We start from the raw sequence: 18,650 nt of genomic DNA, 5'->3' as shown, positions 1-18,650 counted from the left end.
GGGCTCTTCCTGCGTTCCATGCCGCGCCGAACCATGCATAATAGTGCGATATATCACTAAGATGCCATGTAGGCTACCGTCTATCCAGGCTGACCGGCCCCTATCTTGCGCTATTGCGGATGTGCGCCGATGACGGGCTGGGCCTTGACTTTTTTTACAGCCGCGCGTCATCTTACGGCCTATCATTAAAGGGGATGCAAACCATGTCGTATAAAGACGCGCTGCGTTATGTCACCGACGCCAAAGGCAATGTGGAATATGTGATCCTGCCCTGGGATCTTTGGCGTCGCCTGGAGCCGCAGGCCGCCGCTCTGCACGCTAAGCCCCAACAGCCGGAAAATCTGGAGCAGCCCCTAGGTCCGCTGGCCGATTTTGACGCGCTGCTGCGGACCTGGGACTTTCGCTATCCCTACAGCCCGGCCGTTTCCTGCCCGCACTGCGGCGCGGCCACCGAAGACTGGCGCACGGACCCAGCCCAGCCTTTTGTACTGACCAACGCCAATATCGGCGGGCTGCTGGTCTTCCATTGCCGGGCCTGCGGCACCACCATCCGACAAAAGCATTTCCGCGACCACCAGGCCCTGGAGCACAGTACGCCGCACTGCTGAGCGAACACACGCCTGGGGCGTCAGCGTCGGGCCGACAACACAGGCGGGGGGTAGTGTGGGCAAACCCACGCGACCACGGTCGGTGAGGATGGCCCAACCACATGGCGCCGCAGCCCAAGGCGCTTGGGCCAAAGGAAACGCCCTCCGCTGCCTCCTGGCACAGCCGCGTCGATGTCGAACCCGCGCGCCGAAGCACCGCCGGGCAAAACCCGGCTACGGCGCTCGGCCTTGCCGTTGTGTCTGCCCCTTTGGCGCAACCTGTTGACCGCCGCGGGCGCACTTTCTGCCCCATGTGGGCGTAGTGGGCGGCACAAGGGACCGTAAGGGGCCGTGCCGAAACTCGCTCCGGGGCTGGCCCTCTGATGGACGCTGCGCGACCTCGTGAGCTTTTGCCGACGTCCCTTTGCGCCTTTTCAAGCCGACAGATCCTTCAGGAATATGCCGACGCTGCAAAAACCGGTTTGCCTGCGCCGCAGCGGGACCGCGCGCCTGAACCGCTTGGGCGCATCAGACGCGAGAATTTTCCCCAAGCAAACAACGCAAGCACATTGCGGTTCTGGAAAATACAAATAAACCGCGACATAATGACTACGTTAGCATACCGCACTATTGCAACACGGGGCTTTGCGCTGCGGGACGGCGCAATACCACCTCTTTGGCCAAACCCAGGTAGGCGTCCGCCCCTTTGGATTTGATATCATAATGGATAATGGATTTACCGTGGCTGGGCGCTTCCGAGAGGCGCACGTTGCGCGGAATCACGGTTTCAAAAAGATGGTCGGGGAAGCAGCGCCGCACTTCGTTTTTGACTTCGCGGGTCAGCCGGTTGCGCGTATCGTACATGGTCAAAACAACGCCCAACAATCGCAACTGCGGGTTCAGGCGCTTTTTGACCTGTTCAAAAGTCTGCAACAGCTTGACGATGCCCTCCAGAGCAAAAAATTCGCACTGCAGGGGAATAAGCAGTTCACGCCCGGCGCAAAGGGCGTTGAGGGTAAGCAGCCCCAGTGAAGGAGGGCAGTCCAGAATAATATATTCGTAGTCATTGTGGATGGGTTTCAGACATTCGTCCAAAAAAAACTCCCGCGCCATCTTGTCCACTAATTCCAGCTCCACCGCCACCAAGTTGGTGCTGGCTGGCAGGATATCCAAAAAGGGAGAGCGGGTTTTGGCAATACAATGGCGCACCTTTTCCGGCTCATAAAAGGCCCCGTACAGATCGCCGTGCAGATTCTCCTGCTGCAGGCCCAGGCCGCTGGTGCTGTTGGCCTGAGGGTCGCAATCCACCAGCAAGACCTTTTTTTCCATGACCGCCAAAGCGGCCGAAAGATTGATGGCTGTAGTGGTTTTGCCCACGCCGCCCTTTTGGTTGGCGATGGAAATAATGCGCGCCATGCGTCCCTCCCGGTCACAGGGGTCTGAAATGATGCAGGTAAGCGGACAACCGCCACGGCGCGCAAACGCGGCGCGCACAAAACGCCAATGCTTGCCATGTTGAGCGCAGACGTCCTCAAAATTGTACGATGTCCGCCCTTGACGTACAGCAGCGCAAGCAACCACGAGGCGATTCTGGCCCCTGGCTTGCTGCAGCATAACGGGCCAGGGCCCTTTCGTAACAGGACAAGCTGCGTTTACGCTTCTGTGACGGTGTTCTTTTGCGCAGCCGTCAGAATGTTCTCAAGGCGAACCATCTTGTCTGGCAGGCGTAACAAGCCAGAGCTGCTTTAAAAATCAGACCACGGGCAACGTTTCACGTGAAACGCAATAACAAACATGTTTCTCATGAAACGCCGCAAAACAAGCCGACTTTTTTGTAGTGCATTGCAAACCTTTCGTCAAGCGTGTGTGGAAGAATGTGGACATGCGGCACACGCACGGACGGGGGGATATTCCACTGCGGCAACCGATGTTAGCTTTGATGTACCGAAGCAAAACAGCGAGAGAGTGCCCTGGCCTGACCTTTTTGCAGTGGGGGAGTGTAGTTATCCTTTAAAACCAGAGCCAGCAGGCCACCCCACCTATCATGACAGACAGGTGCACACGTTTGCCAAAGCCACGCACCAGCCACCGTCGTACAGCCCTTTGCGCTCAGCGATGTTTTGTATAAAAAATTTCTTCTACAGCAACAGGCAGCAGAGTACCGGCCAGGCCCAACACTTGCGATTCGTTTTGCAGGGCGGTAAAAATTCTTATGGCAAATACCATGGTAAAAGTATAAAATTTTTGCAATGACAACCGCTGGCTGCACGCCACGATGTTTACCTCCGTTTCACGTGAAACGTGACGGACGGCGCAGAACAGGGAGCAACTATGGGGACAAAAAAAATCCTGCTGGTGGATGACGAACCGGATGTGACGCGCATTTTAGCCAAGCGCCTGGGCAAGAGGGGGTATGTCTGCGCAATGGCCAGCAACGGCCAAGAGGCTTTAGCGGCCCTAACCAACGACCCTTGCGGCCTGGTTGTCATGGATGTGAAGATGCCGGTGCTGGACGGCATGGCCGCTCTGCAGCAAATCCACCAGCAGTGGCCGCAGATTAAAGTTATTCTGCTGTCGGGACACGCTGACATGCAGCTGGCAGTGCAGGCCATGAGCCAAGGGGCTTTTGGCTATCTCATGAAGCCCGTAGATCTGGACGAATTGATCTTCAAGCTGGAAGATGCGTTCACCCAAAGCAGCCTTGAAGTCGGGGCGGACACCTCGCCGGAAAACACCAGGCAACAAATGCAAAGGTGAAATTTATCCGGACCTGCAGGGCTGGTGGCGGGCATTCGGGGGAAAATATGACCATGGATTACTGCCGCAAAGGGTCCTCGGTCGCGGCACAGCCCCCCCCAAAAAAGAACTCTGCAGAACAGGCAGAAGACGGGCAAGCCCCTGATTGGGGGGAAGGGGCGGGGCAACAACGCACTGCCAAAAATGCGGCTGCCGTGCTCTGGACAGCGCGGACGTAACAATCTAAACATGACTGTCCCGCCTGAGAAGGGGGGAGAACTGCGCGCCCCCAAAAAACGCACACAGCGCCGGGGCAAGGCGCAGGCCTGTCGTGACCGTCAGCACGGGCAAAGCGGCGTGCGTCAGAGAATAGCCCTGGCCACAAGCGACAGCAGCAAAAAAGGACAGAGTAACAGAGCGGAGTATCTATGCGGACTATGCAAACATTTGTGCTGGCAGCCCTTATGGCGGCAGGCCTGCTTTGGGGGGCGCAGACCAAAGCTGCGCCCATCAGTGATGAAAATCTGACCCAGGCTCTGGAAAAAATCTTTCGAGAACGTCCGGATCTGGTCATGGACGTGCTGCGCCGCAACAGCGAATCTGTCCTGGATATCGCACAGCAAGGTTCCAACCTACGGCGCAAGCGCAGCATGGAGGCCCAGTGGGCAGAAGACATGAAAACGCCCAAGTCCGTACGCACGGCGGACAGGCCCGTACTGGGACCGGCCAACGCCAAGGTCAGGATCGTGGCGTTTTCAGATTTCACCTGCCATTTTTGCCAGCAGGCGTCTCACACCCTGGACGCCCTCATGCGGCAATACGGCAAAGACGTGAGCCTGGTTTTCAAAAATCTGCCTCTGGACGAAAAAGGTCCGGGGGCCACCTCTGCAGCCTACTTTACGGCTATTGCGCAACAGGACGAAAATAAGGCCTGGGCCTTTTACCGAACGCTTTTTGCCAACCGGGACCAGTTAATAACGGAAGGTGAAGCGTATTTGAAAAAAACGGCCCAGGAACTGGGCGTCGATATGAAAACCCTGGTCAAAGATCTGCACAGCAAAAAGGTCAAAACCATTTTAGCCCAAGACCAGGAAGACGCGCAAAAACTGGGCGTGGAAGGCACCCCCTATTTTCTGGTCAACAATATGGTGCTGCGCGGAGCCCTGCCCCTGGATCTGTTTAAAGACGCTGTGGACATGGCCCTCAAAAAACAAGCCGACAAATAAGAACTGATCGGGCAAAGCCCGTGCCCGTCAGGAGCCAGACCCTGCGACAAGACGCAGGCGGCAGAGCTGACCACCGCACGCGCGCATGCAACGGAACCATACGCGGGCCGTTCGCCCCCAACGCGCCACATCCAGACAAACAAGCTCCTGCAAGCCCCCATACCGCGCAGTGCGGCCTGGGGGCTTGCAGCGTCTGCGCATTTCCATGTTGCAAGCATATTCGTACAACTTTTAAACGCTCCCGCAGACGCTTTCCCGCCCCCAAAAGCAGCGCCGATGCCCCCCGGGTGTCTGTGGACGTCTGTGCACGCCTTCACCAAAGCCAGTGCAACTGAAATTTTACCAGGAACAAAGACGTAGGCGCCGGCGCCACGCTGCATACCGTGAGGTTGAGACAAAAAAGCTGCCGAAACCTCACGGTAAAAGTGCTGGGGGGCAAAACATATCCACTCCTCGACAACAACAAGAATACGCTCTGGGTAAAGCGTCACTGGAACAAGAACAGCGACGCCATACGGCAAGCGCTACAAAGTCGGCAAAATAACGGGGGGGGGGATGGAATAACACTTCCCTGCAGGCTGGCAAAAACAGGGCAGATGACGCACTGTGTCTGTAACTTTTATATCAAATCTCTAGAGAAAATGGGACTTGACCTTTTTGACGATTCCCGGCTTATAGGAGATAGAAGTTATAGCAGCGGGAAAAATGCGGCACGAGATTTGCTATGCAATACGCACAGGCAGTTGTGTCAAAAAAGCAACGCCTCAGGCCATGAAATACGGTAAAAGGGCCAGCGCCGCAGAAGCGCAACATACAGCTCTCAATAAAAAAGCCTTATGGCCGCGGCACAGCCTGTAGCCGAGGGAAGCCACAGGTGCAAAGAAGCCCGCAAGGCCTTGCGGCACAAAGGCAAAACACGCCGGGGCTGGCAAGGCCCCCGCGTAGGCGAAGGAAGGGAAGGACAATGCAAGGACACGCGGTTGCCAAAACGGTACGCTCCGCCCTGTTGGTGGGCCTCAGCGTGCTGTTGCTGAGCGGCTGCGGGCTGCTGGGGCGCAATGTGGACACAGGCCCCACGCCAGAGGCCGCCAAAGGGGTGGTGCGCACCGCCTATGCCCAGATGGGAAAAAACTACCGATCTGGCGGCGCTTCGCCACAAAAAGGTTTTGATTGTTCCGGGCTCATCTGGTGGGTGTACAACAAAAACGGCGTAAAAGTGCCCCGCATCACCGTGGACCAGGCCAGAATCGGGCAGTCTGTGCCGCGCGAGCAAGTGCGCCCCGGCGACATCGTGGTCTTCCGCACGAGCGCAAGCCCGCGTGGACTGCACACCGGCATCTACGCCGGGGGCAACTCCTTTATCCACAGCCCGCGCAGGGGCGAAAAAGTGCGTATGGAGAATATGGACATCCCCTATTGGCGCAGCCGGCTTGTCTCAGTGCGGCGCGTCGTGCGCTGAGCCTCTCCGCCACGTCCTTCTGCCGTCTCGCATCACCGCAAGCAGGGCGAGACGGACAGTGCCCTCCCGTCCCTGCAAAAAGCGTAGAAAAAAGCCTTGCCTCGTGGGCATCTCGCCGCATAACGTCGCAATCCCCCGCGCCAATCCGCAAGCTATCCAGGCAGCACAACTCCACCCAACGGCAGGCCCTGTCGTTCGTTTTTTCTGCAAGCTCAAAACAGCCACAAGACCGTCAAACCACAACAAGGACCGCGCAGGGGGCAAGCCCGCTTGCAGCCCCGTTCTGCAATCCTGTCCTTTCAGGCCGTGTGGACGCTTCCACGCCGCACCAGAAAAGCGGCAAAAGATCAAGGACGGCTCCGACCGTGCACCAGTGCAGCAAACCGCAAGGCACATATGTCGGCCAGGCCGCAAGCCCTCAAAAAACGCTGAATGCTGCGCAAAAAAAGCGGGCAGCTTGCCAAGGCAGAGGATTTTGCTTACGTTTTTTCTAAACGCAGCAGCGTAGTGAAAATGCGTTTCAGAATGCCGGTCCGCAAGGCCACAAAAAGCCTGATCCGAACGCCCGCAGCGAGGGAGGACGTATGCCACGCAAAGCTACAGCGACGGCAAGCCTGTTGAGCATTGCGGATATTTCGCGCCATTTCTCCCTGCCGGAATCCACCACCAGATACTACTGCAAACGTTTTGCCGCCTATATTCCCAGTGTGGGCGAAGGCCGCCGCCGTCGCTACCGGCACGAAACCCTTACGGTTATTGCCGCCATTCTGGAACAGATGCAAAAATCCCGCACCGCCGCCACAGTGGAAGAAGCCCTGCAAACGCGCTTTCCCCGCAATGCGCTGGTGGTGGCCCCGGCGCAGCCGCCGGACCAGAACACCGCTGCAGCCGTTACCGCCTTTCCCGACGCAGCCCTGCAACTTCTGGAACGGCAAACCACCGCCGTGGAAGCCATTGCTGCCGTGCTGCGCCTGTTGGTGGAACGCCTGCCCGCATCGCCTCCAAGCACGCCATCGGCCTCCGTTGACGCGCTGCAGCGCGAGCTTGCGCATTTGCGCATTTTACTGGAATCCTCTGAAAAGACACAGCAAGCCGACCTGGAACAGCTGCGGCAGTGGATGGGGCGGGCGCTGCGCAACCGCAATGCCGACGCACCATAACCACAACAAGATAACTATGTATTATAATTAATAAATATTGCAGGCATAAAAATAACGCATGCCGCACCGTCCCACGACAAAAAAACGGCGCAAGTCCAAAGCCGCGCCGCCAAACTCTCCCTGAAACCCGGCTTGCAAAACAGCAAACCTGCAGCAAAAACGCGGACATTGCAACGTTACCATGCCTGGCGGTTGCGGAAGCAGACGCCCGCCGGCCCGCCGTGGAGGCGCAGGCGCAGCTTCAGCCATTGCGGCGAAGGAGCTTGGCCCGTTACGACGAAGAAAGTTACGGACAAAGACAGCAGCGCTATGTCCATGCCCGCTTAAGCGCCGGACCGAGCGTGCTGTAACCGTTGAGAATACATATTCTCAACGATACTCTGGCTCTAGCCTGAGGACGTAACCTTGCGCACCAGCAGGTTGTCGCCCGGCCAGACCCGCCGGTCCGGCGTCAACAATTGGCCTTCACGAGCCACCAGGGCGGTCTCTTCCGCCAGCCCCAGCACTTCCAGCAGTTGGCGGGCAGTTTTGGGCCGGGGCAAAGAGAGCAGGCTTTCTTCCGGCTGCACCAGCACCGTTACCCGTGCGCCCGTGTGTTCCGGACGCAGAACCTTGGGCTGCGGCTGCGCCGCTATGGCGGCAGAGGGATTTGCTTGCATCTTGTGGATATCCTTGAATTTTACTATGTACTGTTTGCGCTGCCTGCAGGCTGAAGCCAGAACACGCAACCCTCCGGCAAAAGCCGTTTATTGGGGGGGCTGCAAAACGTCCGCAAGGCACAGAGCCTTACGCCCGCCCGGCATAGTAGTAGAACACGGTCACCAGGGCCATGCTGGCGGCGCGCAGGCCCTGGTTGGCCAAAATAAGACGCAATGCCAGCGCCGGACGGAAAAAACCGGCGTAGGACGGGAACTGGTGCCGCACGGCGCGCATGGGCGTGGAAAGGATGTTGCCCACCATGAGGGCCAGCACCACGTCGCGGGCGGAAAGCCCGCCGGCGTGCAGCACGCTGCCCGCCGCGCCCAAGGCAGCGCCCAGCTCCGCAGCCAGATGCAGCACAATAATGCCCATGGCCTGCGGTTTGAGAAATCCCAGCCAGTCCATGTGCTCGGCCAGCCACTGCTCAGCCAGGTCAAAAAAACCGTAGCGCTGCAGCAAAAACATAAGCACATAGATGGGCGCAGTAAAATAGACCAGCTTGGGCAGACGGCGCAAAAACCGCCGCCAGGCCTTGCGCAGAGCCGCGCCCCAGTCGGTGGGGGGGGCCTCGTCTGTCAGACAGACCATACAGCCCCGCGGCGGCACGGGCAGCACGCGCCGGGCCAGCAGCACGGTAAAGCCCGTACGCCCGATTGCCGCCAGCAAAGTCAGGCCCACATAAACCAGGGCCGGCCAGCCCAATACCGGCCAGGTCAACAAAAAAATGGTGGGCGTGTGCACCAGATAGGCCGGCAGGCTGTTAAAAAGATTGGCCAGCATAAGCTCCCGGTCAGAAATCTCGCCCTGCTGGTGACTCTGCGAAAGCAGGCCATTGGCCGCCGCCGGAGAAACAAAGGCCAAAGAAAAACTCGCGCCCGCCACCTCCCGCAAATGGGCGGCGCGGGCCAGGGGCGCGGCCAGACGGGCCAGATGCCGCGTCCAGCGCAGGGCCTCCAGCAGATTGGCCACCAGCAGGCCGCAAGCCAGGCCCAACAGCAGCCGCAGCAGCGGCCGCCCCAAAGCTGACCAGATTTCAACCAATGAAAGACCGTCCATCAAACATTCCCAGGCAACGCCCCTGTCACAAAGATTTCTGGGCACGCCGCCCATACCCGCACCGCAGAGCCTTACCGTACCCGCCCGCACAACACGCGCGGCGTCAACAAAAAACCTGCGCGCCAGACTTGGGCATGTTACCTTTACCCTGCCCTGGCCGTTGCGTAAACAGACGCCCGCCGTGGGAGCGCAAGCACAGCTGCAGCCGTTGCGGCACAGGAGCCAGACCCGTTATGACAAAGAAAGTTACGGGCCAAGGCAGCAGCGCTGTGTCTTTGCGCGCGTAAACGCCAAAACGGGCGTGCCGGACCCTTTATATTCGCAAAGGAAATCCGCTCTGATCCGCCCTCAGCACGCATAGGCCGTATCCGGGGGCAGATCGCGCCGCCCGGCCTGGGCCCGGGCCAGCACGTCGCAACGCTCATTCTCCACATGGCCGGAATGCCCACGCAGCCAGTGAAAACGCACCTGATGGCGCTCCAGCAGCGGCAGCAGGCGCTGCCACAAATCCACATTGAGCACGGGCTTTTTGTCCGCCTTGATCCAGCCTTTTTTCTGCCAGCCCCACAGCCAGCGTTTTTCCACGCTGTTGCGCACGTACTGCGAATCGGTAAAAAGGTCCACCTCGCAGGGCTCGGTCAGGGCCGACAAAGCCTCCACCACCGCCAGAATCTCCATACGGTTGTTGGTAGTGCGGGCGTAGCCGCCCGAAAGCTCCTTGCGGTGGGCTGCGCCCTCCAGGCACAAAACAGCGGCCCAGCCGCCAGGGCCGGGATTGCCCAAACAGGAACCGTCCGTATGGATGACAACTTTTTTCATATGATGCTGTTACCTTAAATTTTTTGTTGTGCAAACCGGGTTGGCCAGGCCGGGCTGGATTCGGCGGGCCCAGCCTGGGCCGGGCCGCGCCCTGGTCGGGAATTTTTGCTGCCCTGCGGGCATGGCGGCTTTTCTGCATACAGCGTTTGGGCCGCCTCCGGTGAGGGCAGGGGGCCGAGGGCAGGACTGCGCCCCCTTAGAGCATTTAACACTTGAAATGCTCGCTTACGGCAGGCAAAAGCCTGCCTTCTCGCATTTTGTGGCAAGGATTTTCAAGAAAATCCTTGCAGAGCAGTTAGCTCATTTCATTCGATAACTGCTCTAAGGTACGCCCAGCGCGGTTCTGTGGGGAAAAAAGTTTTTTGAGGGATGGGGGTGTGGGGGGAAGGGAACTTTTGTTCACAAAAGTTCCCTTCCCCCACAAGATCTTCTCCTTCTCTCACCCCTCCGGGCGCAGGCGGCGGGCCAGGCGGGTATAGCGCTTGCGGGTGCGGTTGTTTTTGACGGCCATATGCAGGGCGCGGGCCTCACCCACAAGGATAACCAGGCGTTTGCCACGCGTGACGCCGGTATAGATGAGATTGCGCTGCAGCAGAACGTAGTGCTGCATCATAATGGGAATAACCACGGCGGGGTATTCCGAGCCTTGCGACTTGTGGATGGAAATGGCGTAGGCCGGGGCCAGTTCGTCCAGCTCGTTGAAATCATAGGGCACCACGCGGTCGTCAAAGGTGACGCTCAGGCTGCGTTCTTCGGGGTCCATATGGGTAATGCGGCCCATATCGCCGTTAAACACGTCTTTATCGTAATTGTTGCGCACCTGCATGACCTTGTCGTGAAGGCGAAAGGCGCGGTCGCCTCGGCGCACTTCCAGGCCGTGGGGATTAAGGGCCTCCTGCAGACGGGCGTTCATGCGGCCCGCGCCCACGGCCCCTTTGTGCATGGGGGTGAGCACCTGGATATCGTCCACAGGGTCCAGACCAAAGCGGCGGGGAATGTGATTGCGCACCAGGTCCACCATAAGGTCGGCGGCGCGTTCCGGGTCGTTCTGATGGATGAAATAAAAGTCCGAAAGGCGCTCTTTGCTGGATTCCAAAGAAGGCACCTCGCCCCGATTAATCATATGCGCGTTGCAGATAATGGCGCTTTCCGCCGACTGGCGAAAAATTTCAGTCAGTTCCACCACAGGCACGGCCCCAGAGGCGATGATGTCGGCCAGCACATTGCCGGGGCCCACCGAGGGCAGTTGGTGCACGTCGCCCACCAGAACCACGGTAGCGCCCAGGGGCACGGCCTTGAGCAGGTGGTAGAAGAGCAGGGTATCCATCATGGAGGCTTCGTCCACCACCAGCAGACCGCAGGCCAGGGGATTATCCTCGTTGCGGGCGAAGCCGTCCTCCTTGGGACTGTATTCCAGGAGACGGTGGATGGTGCAGGCCTCGCGTCCGGAAGTTTCAGCCATGCGCTTGGCGGCGCGGCCCGTGGGCGCGGCCAGCAGGATGCGGGAACGCACCTGACCGAACAGCCGGATGATGGCGTTAATAATAGTGGTTTTGCCCGTGCCGGGCCCGCCCGTAAGCACCATGACCTTACTGCGGGCAGCGGCGCGCACGGCCTCAAGCTGCTCCGGCGCAAGGGCAATGTCCAGGCCCGCCACTACCGTATCCACCAGGCTGTCGGGATTTTCAAAACGCACGGCCTTGGGCGAACGCAACAGGCGCTGCAAATAAAAGGCTGTTTTGGACTCGCAATGGTGGTAGCGCCGCAGGTAAACGCCGGTTTCCTCACTGTCGTCCGCAGGGGCGTCCTGCTCGGCTGCGACGCTTTCCACAGGCAACGTTTCGCGGACAATGCGCTCGTCGGCCTCCAGGGCGTCCAGGGCCTCCAGGGCCAGGTCCGCATCCACGCCCAGTTGGGCACAAACAGCGTCCAGCAGCACGGGCTGCGGCAAATAAACGTTGCCTTCGTCCGTGGCCTTTTGCAGCGTGTAAAGCGTGCCCGCCTGTACCCGCAATGGGCTGTCGTGGGCAAAGCCCAGCTTGTGGGCCGCGGCGTCGGCCGTCACAAAGCCGATGCCGTGGATGTCCATGGCCAGGCGGTAAGGGTTCTCGCGCACGATCTCCAGCGCTTCCGCGCCGTAGGCCCGATAAACGCGCACGGCGTAGGCCGGCGTGATGCCGTGGGGCTGCAAAAAAAGCAGCAGATCGCGCATGCCCCGGTGCTCTGCCCAGGAAGCCCGGATGCGCTCCAGCGTCTTTTTGCCCACGCCGCGGATGCAAAGCAGGCGTTCCGGGGCCGCATCCAGCACATTGATGGTTTCCGTGCCGAAGGCCGCCACAATGCGCCCGGCCATTTCCGGCCCCACGCCCTTGATCAGGCCCGAAGCCAGATACAGGCGGATGCCCTCGCTGGTGGCGGGCAAGACCTCTTCGGCCGCGCTGAATTCCAGCTGGCGGCCAAAGCGCGGATTGTTAACCCAGCGCCCCTCCACCTTGAGCTGTACGCCCGCCTGCGGACTGACCATATGCCCCACACAGGTCACGGCGTCGCGCTCACGCGCGCCCTCGGCCGGGGTGGGCGCAAGGCGCAGCACGGTATAGCCGTTCTCTTCGTTGTGAAAGACCACGCGTTCCACCGTGCCGGTCAGTTCCGCGGCATCGGGATTGCGCAGCAGGGGCAGGTCATTCCTGGGCGTATCCATCACGTTTCTACCGGGTCAGATCCATGCGCAGCTGCAGCAGCAGGGCGTCCGCCAGGGTCAGGGCGGTCATGGCCTCCAGCACAGGCACAATGCGCGGAATGGCGGCCAGATCGTGCCGCCCGCCAATAAGCGCCTCAGCAGCCTGGCCCTGCTTGTCCACGGTGCGCTGCCGGATGGCTATGGAGGCAATGGGCTTGACCGCCGCGTGCAGTACAATATCCTGCCCGCTGGAAATACCGCCCAGAATGCCGCCCGCGTGGTTGGAGGCAAAATCTGCCGCACCGGGGCACGGCGGCGTCTGCGGCAGCAAGGGATCGTTGTTCTGCGAACCGCGCAAAGCCGCCGCGCCAAAGCCCTCGCCCACGCTGAAGCCCTTGACCGCGCCCACACTCATAATAGCGTGCCCCAGCAGGGCTTCCAGCTTGTCAAATACAGGCTCGCCCAGACCGGCGGGCACATGCCGGGCCTCCACCCGCACAATGCCGCCCAGAGTATCCCCGGCCTTGCGGGCTGCGGCCACGGCCTTGTCCCACAAGGCCGGCATGGCGTCCGTAGCCGCGCAGTAGGGGCGGTTGCGCGCGCCTTCCAGGTCCAGAGCGGCCCAGTCCTGCACGGCCACGCCGCCCAGGGCCACGCAGGCCCCCAGCACTTCCACGCCGCGCAGGGCCAGAATCTTGCGTGCAATGACGCCGCCCGCCACCCGCGCGGCCGTTTCCCGCCCCGAAGCCCGGCCGCCGCCGCGATAATCCCGCACGCCGTTATATTTCCTGAAATAGGCCCAGTCGGCCTGCCCGGGCCGGAAAACCTCGGCCAAATTGCCGTAGTCGTGAGAGCGCTGGTCCTCATTGGCAATATAAAAAGCAATGGAAGTGCCCGTGGTCACGCCCTCAAACACGCCCGAAAGCAGGCGCACCGCGTCCGCCTCCTTGCGCTTGGTGGCCGTGGGGCCCTGACCGGGCTTGCGGCGGTCCAGCTCTTTCTGGATGTCCGCCTCGCAAAGAGGAATGCCCGCCGGGCAGCCGTCCAGCACGCCGCCCAGACCGGGACCGTGGGACTCGCCAAATGTGGTCAGGCGCAGCGCGCGCCCAAAGGTGTTGCCAGCCATGTGCGTCCTCGCATGGTGAGGAGGTTATGCAATTCTCTTGTGAGGGGGGAGGGAACTCTTGTGGACAAACGTTTCCCTCCCCACTCTGCAAAAAATGCTATTTTCCAGGGTCTGCTGTCCCTGCCTCCGGCGGCGACATGCGCGCCAGCTGCGCCAGCAGGCCCGCGTCCGCAGGCAGAAAATCCAGCCTGGGGGCCTCTGCCGGGCTGATCCAGCGCAGATTCTGCCCCTCGGCAGGGCAGGGCTCGCCACTGAAGGCCGTCACATGAAAAAAGTGCAGCCGCACCAGAAGGTCGCGCTCGGCATAGCAGTGTTCCACCGTGCGCCACAGGGCGGCCTGGCGCACGCCTATGCCCAGTTCCTCGGCCAACTCTCGCCGCAAGGCCTGATCCGGCCGTTCCGCGCCTTCCACCTTGCCGCCGGGAAACTCCCAGTAGCCCGCCATGGGCTTGCCGTCAGGCCGCTGCGCCGCCAAAAACGCCCCGCCGCGCCAGACAATGCCCGCCGCCACTTCAATATGCCGCATGCGTTCCCTCCTTGGCAGGAAGGTATCCGTGGGGGAAGGGGAACTTTTGTGAACAAAAGTTGTAACTTCCCCACACCCCCAGCCTTTCACAAAACGTTATTCTCTGCCGTAACGCCCCGCGGCCCGACCCCCATGCGTTGCCCAGCCACACCGCAGCAGAGCAGAAAGGGATTCCCAAGGGGCCGCGCCCTTGGGCCGCCGGAGGCCGCACCGCCTCACTCCGCAGCGCTGTTATCCTCGCCCCAGCGGACGCGGGTTTCTTGCAGGGATTCTTCCAGGGCCGTCATCTCTTCCAGAAGCTGTTCACTGCGCTGCTTATGCGCGTCAAAGGCGCGCAGCAGCTCGTTGGAACGGTTGTGGTCCGCGTAAACCTGCGGGTCGGCCAATTGGGCTTCCACGGCGCTCTGTTCCTCCAGCACGGCGGCCAGATCCTTTTCCAGGGCGGCATAGCGCTCCTGCAGGGGCTTGAGTTCCTTGTGCAGGGCGTTGCGACGTGCGGCCTGTTCGCGTTTGAGACGCTTTTGCTCTTCGCGGGAAAGGGCGGATACGGGTTGTTCGCCCGGACCTGCCTTCGGACCTGCCTTAGAGGCGGCAGCCGGGCCGGATTTGGCCGCGCCCAAGGGCTGGGCCAACCGCGCGCGCCGGGCCGTGTCATAGGAAGTAAAATCAGGGTAGAGGTCCAGGCCGCGCCGGGTCAGCTCCCAGGCTTCCGCGCCCACCTGGGAGAGCAGCCAGCGGTCGTGGGCCACCATCAGCAGCGTGCCGTCAAATTTCTGCAGGGCGCTGATGAGGGCCTCGCGGCTTTCCAGGTCCAGATGGTTGGTGGGTTCGTCCAGCAGCAGGAAGTTGCAGCGTCTGAGGAACAGGCTGGCCAGCACCAGCCGGCTTTTTTCGCCGCCGGAAAGGGCGCTGACCTGACGGTCGAAATATTCCTGCCCCAACAAAAAAAGGCCCAGCACGCTCATGAGCTCTTCTTCCGTGGTGCGCGGGTCGGCCAGGCGGCGGATTTCGCCCAGCACCGTGGTGTCCGGGCGCAGGGTGTCCATCTGGTGCTGGGTGTAGAAGCCCAGGCGCAGCTGCGGGGCCGTGACCACATTGCCGCCGCAGCGCTCCAGCCGCCCGGCCAGCAGCCGCAGCAGGGTGGATTTGCCGCAGCCGTTGGGGCCCACCAGGGCCACGCGCTGCCCCCGATAAAGGGTAAAGGTGAGCGCGGGCCAGAGTTCGCGACCGTCCTCAAAGTGGAAGGCCAGGTCCGCTGCGGCCAAGGCCACCTTTTCCAGGTGCGGGGCTTCGGGCCAGGTGAAGCTGAGCTCCTTGCGCTTGGGCTCCGGCCGGTAGTCTTCCAGCTGTTTTTCCAGCTTCTTGGCCATCTTTTGTCGGGAACCGGCCTGACGGGCCTTGGTGGCCTTGGCCCGGAAGCGCTCCACAAAGGCCATTTTACGGTTCAGGTCGTCTTGCAGGGCGCGGGCCTCACGTTCGCGCTGGGCGTTGTATTCCTCCTGCAGGGCCAGGAACTGCGTATAGGTGGCCTTGCGGAACACAGGCTTGGAAAGGCCCAGATAGAGCACATGGCTGCCCACATTGTCCATGAAAACCCTGTCGTGGGCCACAAAAACCAGCGCGCCCTTGAAGTCCAGAAGAAAGGACTCCAGCCACTCCACGGCTTCCACGTCCAGGTGGTTGGTGGGTTCGTCCAGCAGCAGCACGTCGGCCCCGGCCGTAAGCACGCGGGCCAGCTTGGCCCTTTCGCGCCAGCCGCCGGAAAGCTCTCGCAGGGTGCGCCCCCACTTGCGTTCGGAAAAGCCCAGACCGGAAAGCACGGCCTTGGCCCGGTGCTCCGGATTGTAGCCGTACTGCGCTTCCAGCTCGGTCTGACGCTGCATGAGCCCGGCAAGCAGAGCTTCATCCTTGCGAGCCGCGGCGTCCTCCCACTGGGCCCAGAAGTCGTTCCAGTCGTGGAGCACGTCCAGCACAAAGGTCAGCAGGGGCGTATCCAGGGCGGCGTCGGAAAGTTCCTGCTCCACAAAGCCCAGACGGCAGCCGCGCGGCAAAATGACCCGCCCCGCGTCCGGGCTTTCCACCCCGGCCAGCAGGCGCAGCAGGGTGGATTTGCCCGTGCCGTTGGGACCGCACACGCAGAGCCGCACGCCGGAATCCACCTCCAGCGAAAAATTGTTGAAAATGTCCCGTCCACCAAAGGATTTGGAAAGTTCTTGGATAGTAATCTTCACAGACGACCCTCGCGGTGATAGCCCTCCGCGGCTTCTTGCATGCCCGCCTCCAGGCCTACCTGCGGGGCAAAGCCCAGTTCGCGGCAGAGGCGGCTGTTGTCGCACAGCCAGCCGACCTGGCGGGCTTCGCGGTACTTGTCCAGATTCCAGTTGGGCGCGCGCTTAAGACGGCCGCCGCCCAGGGAGCGCGGCCAGCGGGCCAGCAGCGCGTCGGCGCAGCAGGCCAGGGCCGAGCAGCCGCCGGCGGTCAGCGCCATGACCGGCAAGGGCAGACGCAGGATGCGCACCGGCCCTTTGGGCCGCCCCGTGACCGCGCGCACGGCCGCGCCCATGACCTGGCAGAAGCCACCCATGGTGTAGACCCCGCCGTCGCTGAGGTGGTAGACCCCGCGCGCCTGCGGTTTGCAGGCGCAGAGCACAGCTTGGGCCATGTCTTCGGCGTGCACGGCGCTGACAGGGAAATCACGTCCCGCGCCGGGGCTCACGGCCAGACCGCGCCGCACGCCCTGAAAGACGGGCAACAGCCCCTTATCCCCGGAACCATAAATGATGGGAGGCCGCAACGTCACCAGCCGTTCGCCCAAGGCACGGCCCAGAATCTGTTCCGCAAGCAGCTTGGACCAGCCGTAGGCCGAAACCGGGGCCGGGGGCGTCGCGTCCGCAACGCCGGGGGCCGTGGCGCAGGGCCCTGTGGCCGCCAGGCTGGAAACCAGCACCACCCGCGCCGGCCCCGCGTCGCCCAAAGCCGTGCAGGTCTGGGCCAGGGTACGGGCCGCCAGGGCGTTGGCCCGCAGATAGTCTTGCCAGCCCAGGCCAAAGAGCATGGCCGCCATGTGGATGCACACGTCCTGCCCTTTCAGGGCCGCCGCAAGCCCTGCGCCGGTGGCCAGATCCGCCTGGGCCGTGGCCACGCCCTGCGGCAGACGGTCTGTGCGGGACGTGGCCCGCACCAGGCAGGTGACCCGCGCGCCCGCAGCCAGCAACTGCGGCAACAGATGCCGCCCCACAAAGCCCGTGCCGCCCGTAAGCAGCACGTTTTTGCCGGACAGACCCGCCCCGGCGGCTTCCGGGGCGGCCACCGCGGAAGGGTCGGCGGAAGCGGTTGCCGGAGAAGCGTGCCCCGCAGCCTCGCGGCGCGACTCCGATACGGGGGGAGCGCTCTGCGGCGTGGACGGGGAAGGCGTCATACTGCGGCTCCGTCCGTATCCGGCGCTTCCGCCGCTATTTCCCGCCGGTAAATGCGGTAGCGTTTGGTGATGCGGCCGGAAAAATCCTCGATCAGTTCATCAATGGCCACATTGTCCTCCAGCACCCAGGAGCCTTCCACCCACTGGAATTCCGGCTTGCGCCGGGCCGTTTCCAGCATATAGTCCAGCAGCAGCAAGGGCAGGCCCAGCAGGCGATATTCCTCTTTGATGCCAAACAGGATGATGCGGTAGCCGCTGCGGATGGCCGCGCGGGAGCGCCACCAGTGCCAGGGGGCCAGGGGGCCCAGACCGCCGTTGAGCCGCTTGAGCAGGGGGTTCATGTCCGGCAAGGCCACCATGCCCGCAGCGGGCTCGTCCTTATGGAAAAAGAGTACAAAAAACTCCGGGTCCAGAATGCCGGAGAGCTCCTTGACGTGCTCATTGGCCTCGCCCTCGGAAAGAGGCGCAAAAGCCCAGTTTTTGGCCCAGGAAACCCGGTAGATTTCCAGCATGGCCCGGATGTCTTCCTTCAAGGTGGCCTTGCTGGAAGTGCGGCAGGTAAAACGGGACTCCGCCTTGAGCCGGGCCACTTCCGTACTGAGCCATGAAGGCGTGGTCATGTGATTGCGCTCAATGAGGTAGGCAAAAAGATCCTGCTCTTTGCGCAGATGCCAGCTTTCCAGCAGTTCGGCGTAGTAGGGCGGGTTCCAGGGCATCATGATGGTGGGCGCAAGCGCAAAGCCGTCCACCAGCAGGCCGCAGGTATAGTTGGTGGAAGGGTTGAGCGGCCCGCGCATGAAGGCCATGCCCTGGTCAGCCAGCCATTGCCGTGCGGCTGCAAGCAAAGCGTGGGCGGCTTCGCGGTCGTCGGCGCACTCAAAAAAGCCGAAAGCTCCGCAGTTTTCCTGCGTGTAGGCATTGCTTTTTTCGTCCACAATGGCGGCAATGCGCCCCACAGGCGCGCCGTCGCGCAGGGCCAGAAAAAGCTCGCGTCGGGCCGTTTCCCAAAAGGGGTGCTTGCCGGGGGTCAGCAGGCGGCGGTCCTGGCTTTTGAGAGGCGGCACCCAAGGGGAATCGGGCGCGTACAGCCCGAAGGGCAGGTCCACAAAGCTCGTGAGCTCACGCTCCGAACGCACAGGTTGGATGCAAAGCCCCATG

General features: G+C 61.6%; 16 protein-coding genes. 5 read left to right on the top strand and 11 right to left on the bottom strand.

Translation table 11 applies throughout. The features are described from left to right. Window positions 1–203: 203 nt before the first annotated feature. Entirely contained in the window at window positions 204–608 is a 405-nt protein-coding gene (locus EB812_RS04275; protein ID WP_130957869.1) for a hypothetical protein, read from the top strand. 606 nt (window positions 609–1,214) lie between these two features. Here the strand turns inward: EB812_RS04275 and EB812_RS04270 are convergent. Both EB812_RS04270 and EB812_RS11655 read right to left on the bottom strand, forming a co-directional pair. Beyond that, entirely contained in the window at window positions 1,215–2,003 is a 789-nt protein-coding gene (locus tag EB812_RS04270) for a ParA family protein (protein ID WP_118229395.1), read from the bottom strand. Window positions 2,004–2,696: 693 nt separating this feature from the next. Further along, window positions 2,697–2,861, bottom strand: coding sequence for a hypothetical protein (locus EB812_RS11655; protein ID WP_165450887.1), 165 nt, complete (start codon window positions 2,859–2,861; stop codon window positions 2,697–2,699). Window positions 2,862–2,918: 57 nt separating this feature from the next. On the opposite strand from EB812_RS11655, the gene EB812_RS04265 reads away from it, so the two are divergent. From EB812_RS04265 to EB812_RS04250, 4 genes are all read left to right on the top strand, one after another. After that, window positions 2,919–3,344 carry a response regulator gene (locus tag EB812_RS04265; protein WP_118229394.1) on the top strand — a complete coding sequence of 142 codons (426 nt, stop codon included), beginning with the start codon at window positions 2,919–2,921 and terminating at the stop codon, window positions 3,342–3,344. A 407-nt stretch (window positions 3,345–3,751) separates the two neighbouring features. Beyond that, window positions 3,752–4,549: a DsbA family protein gene (locus tag EB812_RS04260; RefSeq protein ID WP_118229393.1), complete on the top strand. Its 798-nt coding sequence runs from the start codon at window positions 3,752–3,754 to the stop codon at window positions 4,547–4,549. A 964-nt stretch (window positions 4,550–5,513) separates the two neighbouring features. Beyond that, window positions 5,514–6,008 carry a C40 family peptidase gene (locus EB812_RS04255; RefSeq protein ID WP_118229392.1) on the top strand — a complete coding sequence of 165 codons (495 nt, stop codon included), beginning with the start codon at window positions 5,514–5,516 and terminating at the stop codon, window positions 6,006–6,008. A 584-nt stretch (window positions 6,009–6,592) separates the two neighbouring features. Next, the gene (locus EB812_RS04250) at window positions 6,593–7,168 is read left to right on the top strand and encodes a MerR family transcriptional regulator (RefSeq protein ID WP_118229391.1); all 576 of its coding nucleotides are present in this window, start codon (window positions 6,593–6,595) and stop codon (window positions 7,166–7,168) included. A gap of 386 nt (window positions 7,169–7,554) precedes the next feature. Here the strand turns inward: EB812_RS04250 and EB812_RS04245 are convergent, their stop codons facing one another. The 9 genes from EB812_RS04245 to EB812_RS04205 form a co-directional block, all read right to left on the bottom strand. Further along, complete coding sequence (locus EB812_RS04245; protein ID WP_118229390.1) at window positions 7,555–7,827, bottom strand: hypothetical protein; 273 nt, start codon at window positions 7,825–7,827, stop codon at window positions 7,555–7,557. A gap of 127 nt (window positions 7,828–7,954) precedes the next feature. Continuing rightward, window positions 7,955–8,923: a hypothetical protein gene (locus EB812_RS04240; RefSeq protein ID WP_130957868.1), complete on the bottom strand. Its 969-nt coding sequence runs from the start codon at window positions 8,921–8,923 to the stop codon at window positions 7,955–7,957. Window positions 8,924–9,271: 348 nt separating this feature from the next. After that, window positions 9,272–9,742 (bottom strand): ribonuclease HI, encoded by a 471-nt coding sequence (gene rnhA / locus EB812_RS04235; RefSeq protein ID WP_118229389.1) that lies wholly within the window; start codon window positions 9,740–9,742, stop codon window positions 9,272–9,274. Between the two features lie 439 nt (window positions 9,743–10,181). Then, on the bottom strand, window positions 10,182–12,443 hold the full coding sequence (gene recD2 / locus EB812_RS04230) for an SF1B family DNA helicase RecD2 (RefSeq protein ID WP_130957883.1): 2,262 nt from the start codon (window positions 12,441–12,443) through the stop codon (window positions 10,182–10,184). A gap of 7 nt (window positions 12,444–12,450) precedes the next feature. After that, complete coding sequence (gene aroC / locus EB812_RS04225; RefSeq protein WP_118229387.1) at window positions 12,451–13,548, bottom strand: chorismate synthase; 1,098 nt, start codon at window positions 13,546–13,548, stop codon at window positions 12,451–12,453. A 97-nt stretch (window positions 13,549–13,645) separates the two neighbouring features. Beyond that, window positions 13,646–14,074, bottom strand: a complete 429-nt coding sequence (locus tag EB812_RS04220) for a (deoxy)nucleoside triphosphate pyrophosphohydrolase (protein WP_130957867.1) — start codon at window positions 14,072–14,074, stop codon at window positions 13,646–13,648. A 215-nt stretch (window positions 14,075–14,289) separates the two neighbouring features. Beyond that, window positions 14,290–16,305 carry an ABC-F family ATP-binding cassette domain-containing protein gene (locus EB812_RS04215; RefSeq protein WP_130957866.1) on the bottom strand — a complete coding sequence of 672 codons (2,016 nt, stop codon included), beginning with the start codon at window positions 16,303–16,305 and terminating at the stop codon, window positions 14,290–14,292. Continuing rightward, on the bottom strand, window positions 16,302–17,492 hold the full coding sequence (locus EB812_RS04210) for an NAD-dependent epimerase/dehydratase family protein (RefSeq protein ID WP_130957865.1): 1,191 nt from the start codon (window positions 17,490–17,492) through the stop codon (window positions 16,302–16,304). Before EB812_RS04210 ends, EB812_RS04215 begins: the two co-directional genes overlap by 4 nt. Next, on the bottom strand, window positions 17,489–18,649 hold the full coding sequence (locus EB812_RS04205) for a hypothetical protein (RefSeq protein ID WP_118229382.1): 1,161 nt from the start codon (window positions 18,647–18,649) through the stop codon (window positions 17,489–17,491). Before EB812_RS04205 ends, EB812_RS04210 begins: the two co-directional genes overlap by 4 nt. Window position 18,650: the final 1 nt, after the last annotated feature.

Origin of the sequence: Desulfovibrio legallii, from assembly GCF_004309735.1 — a bacterium.
GTDB lineage: Bacteria > Desulfobacterota > Desulfovibrionia > Desulfovibrionales > Desulfovibrionaceae > Desulfovibrio > Desulfovibrio legallii.
Note: the sequence above shows the minus strand (reverse complement) of the source record. Positions and strands in the feature narration are given on the sequence as shown.

Bases quoted from the DNA above. Each gene is read 5' to 3' on its own strand.
- aroC (WP_118229387.1), bottom strand. From the start codon at position 13,548: ATGGCTGGCAACACCTTTGGGCGCGCGCTGCGCCTGACCACATTTGGC.
- EB812_RS04275 (WP_130957869.1), top strand. From the start codon at position 204: ATGTCGTATAAAGACGCGCTGCGTTATGTCACCGACGCCAAAGGCAAT.
- EB812_RS04260 (WP_118229393.1), top strand. From the start codon at position 3,752: ATGCGGACTATGCAAACATTTGTGCTGGCAGCCCTTATGGCGGCAGGC.
- EB812_RS04250 (WP_118229391.1), top strand. From the start codon at position 6,593: ATGCCACGCAAAGCTACAGCGACGGCAAGCCTGTTGAGCATTGCGGAT.
- EB812_RS04245 (WP_118229390.1), bottom strand. From the start codon at position 7,827: ATGCAAGCAAATCCCTCTGCCGCCATAGCGGCGCAGCCGCAGCCCAAG.
- recD2 (WP_130957883.1), bottom strand. From the start codon at position 12,443: ATGGATACGCCCAGGAATGACCTGCCCCTGCTGCGCAATCCCGATGCC.
- EB812_RS04255 (WP_118229392.1), top strand. From the start codon at position 5,514: ATGCAAGGACACGCGGTTGCCAAAACGGTACGCTCCGCCCTGTTGGTG.
- EB812_RS04265 (WP_118229394.1), top strand. From the start codon at position 2,919: ATGGGGACAAAAAAAATCCTGCTGGTGGATGACGAACCGGATGTGACG.
- rnhA (WP_118229389.1), bottom strand. From the start codon at position 9,742: ATGAAAAAAGTTGTCATCCATACGGACGGTTCCTGTTTGGGCAATCCC.
- EB812_RS04210 (WP_130957865.1), bottom strand. From the start codon at position 17,492: ATGACGCCTTCCCCGTCCACGCCGCAGAGCGCTCCCCCCGTATCGGAG.
- EB812_RS04240 (WP_130957868.1), bottom strand. From the start codon at position 8,923: ATGGACGGTCTTTCATTGGTTGAAATCTGGTCAGCTTTGGGGCGGCCG.
- EB812_RS04205 (WP_118229382.1), bottom strand. From the start codon at position 18,649: ATGGGGCTTTGCATCCAACCTGTGCGTTCGGAGCGTGAGCTCACGAGC.
- EB812_RS04220 (WP_130957867.1), bottom strand. From the start codon at position 14,074: ATGCGGCATATTGAAGTGGCGGCGGGCATTGTCTGGCGCGGCGGGGCG.
- EB812_RS04270 (WP_118229395.1), bottom strand. From the start codon at position 2,003: ATGGCGCGCATTATTTCCATCGCCAACCAAAAGGGCGGCGTGGGCAAA.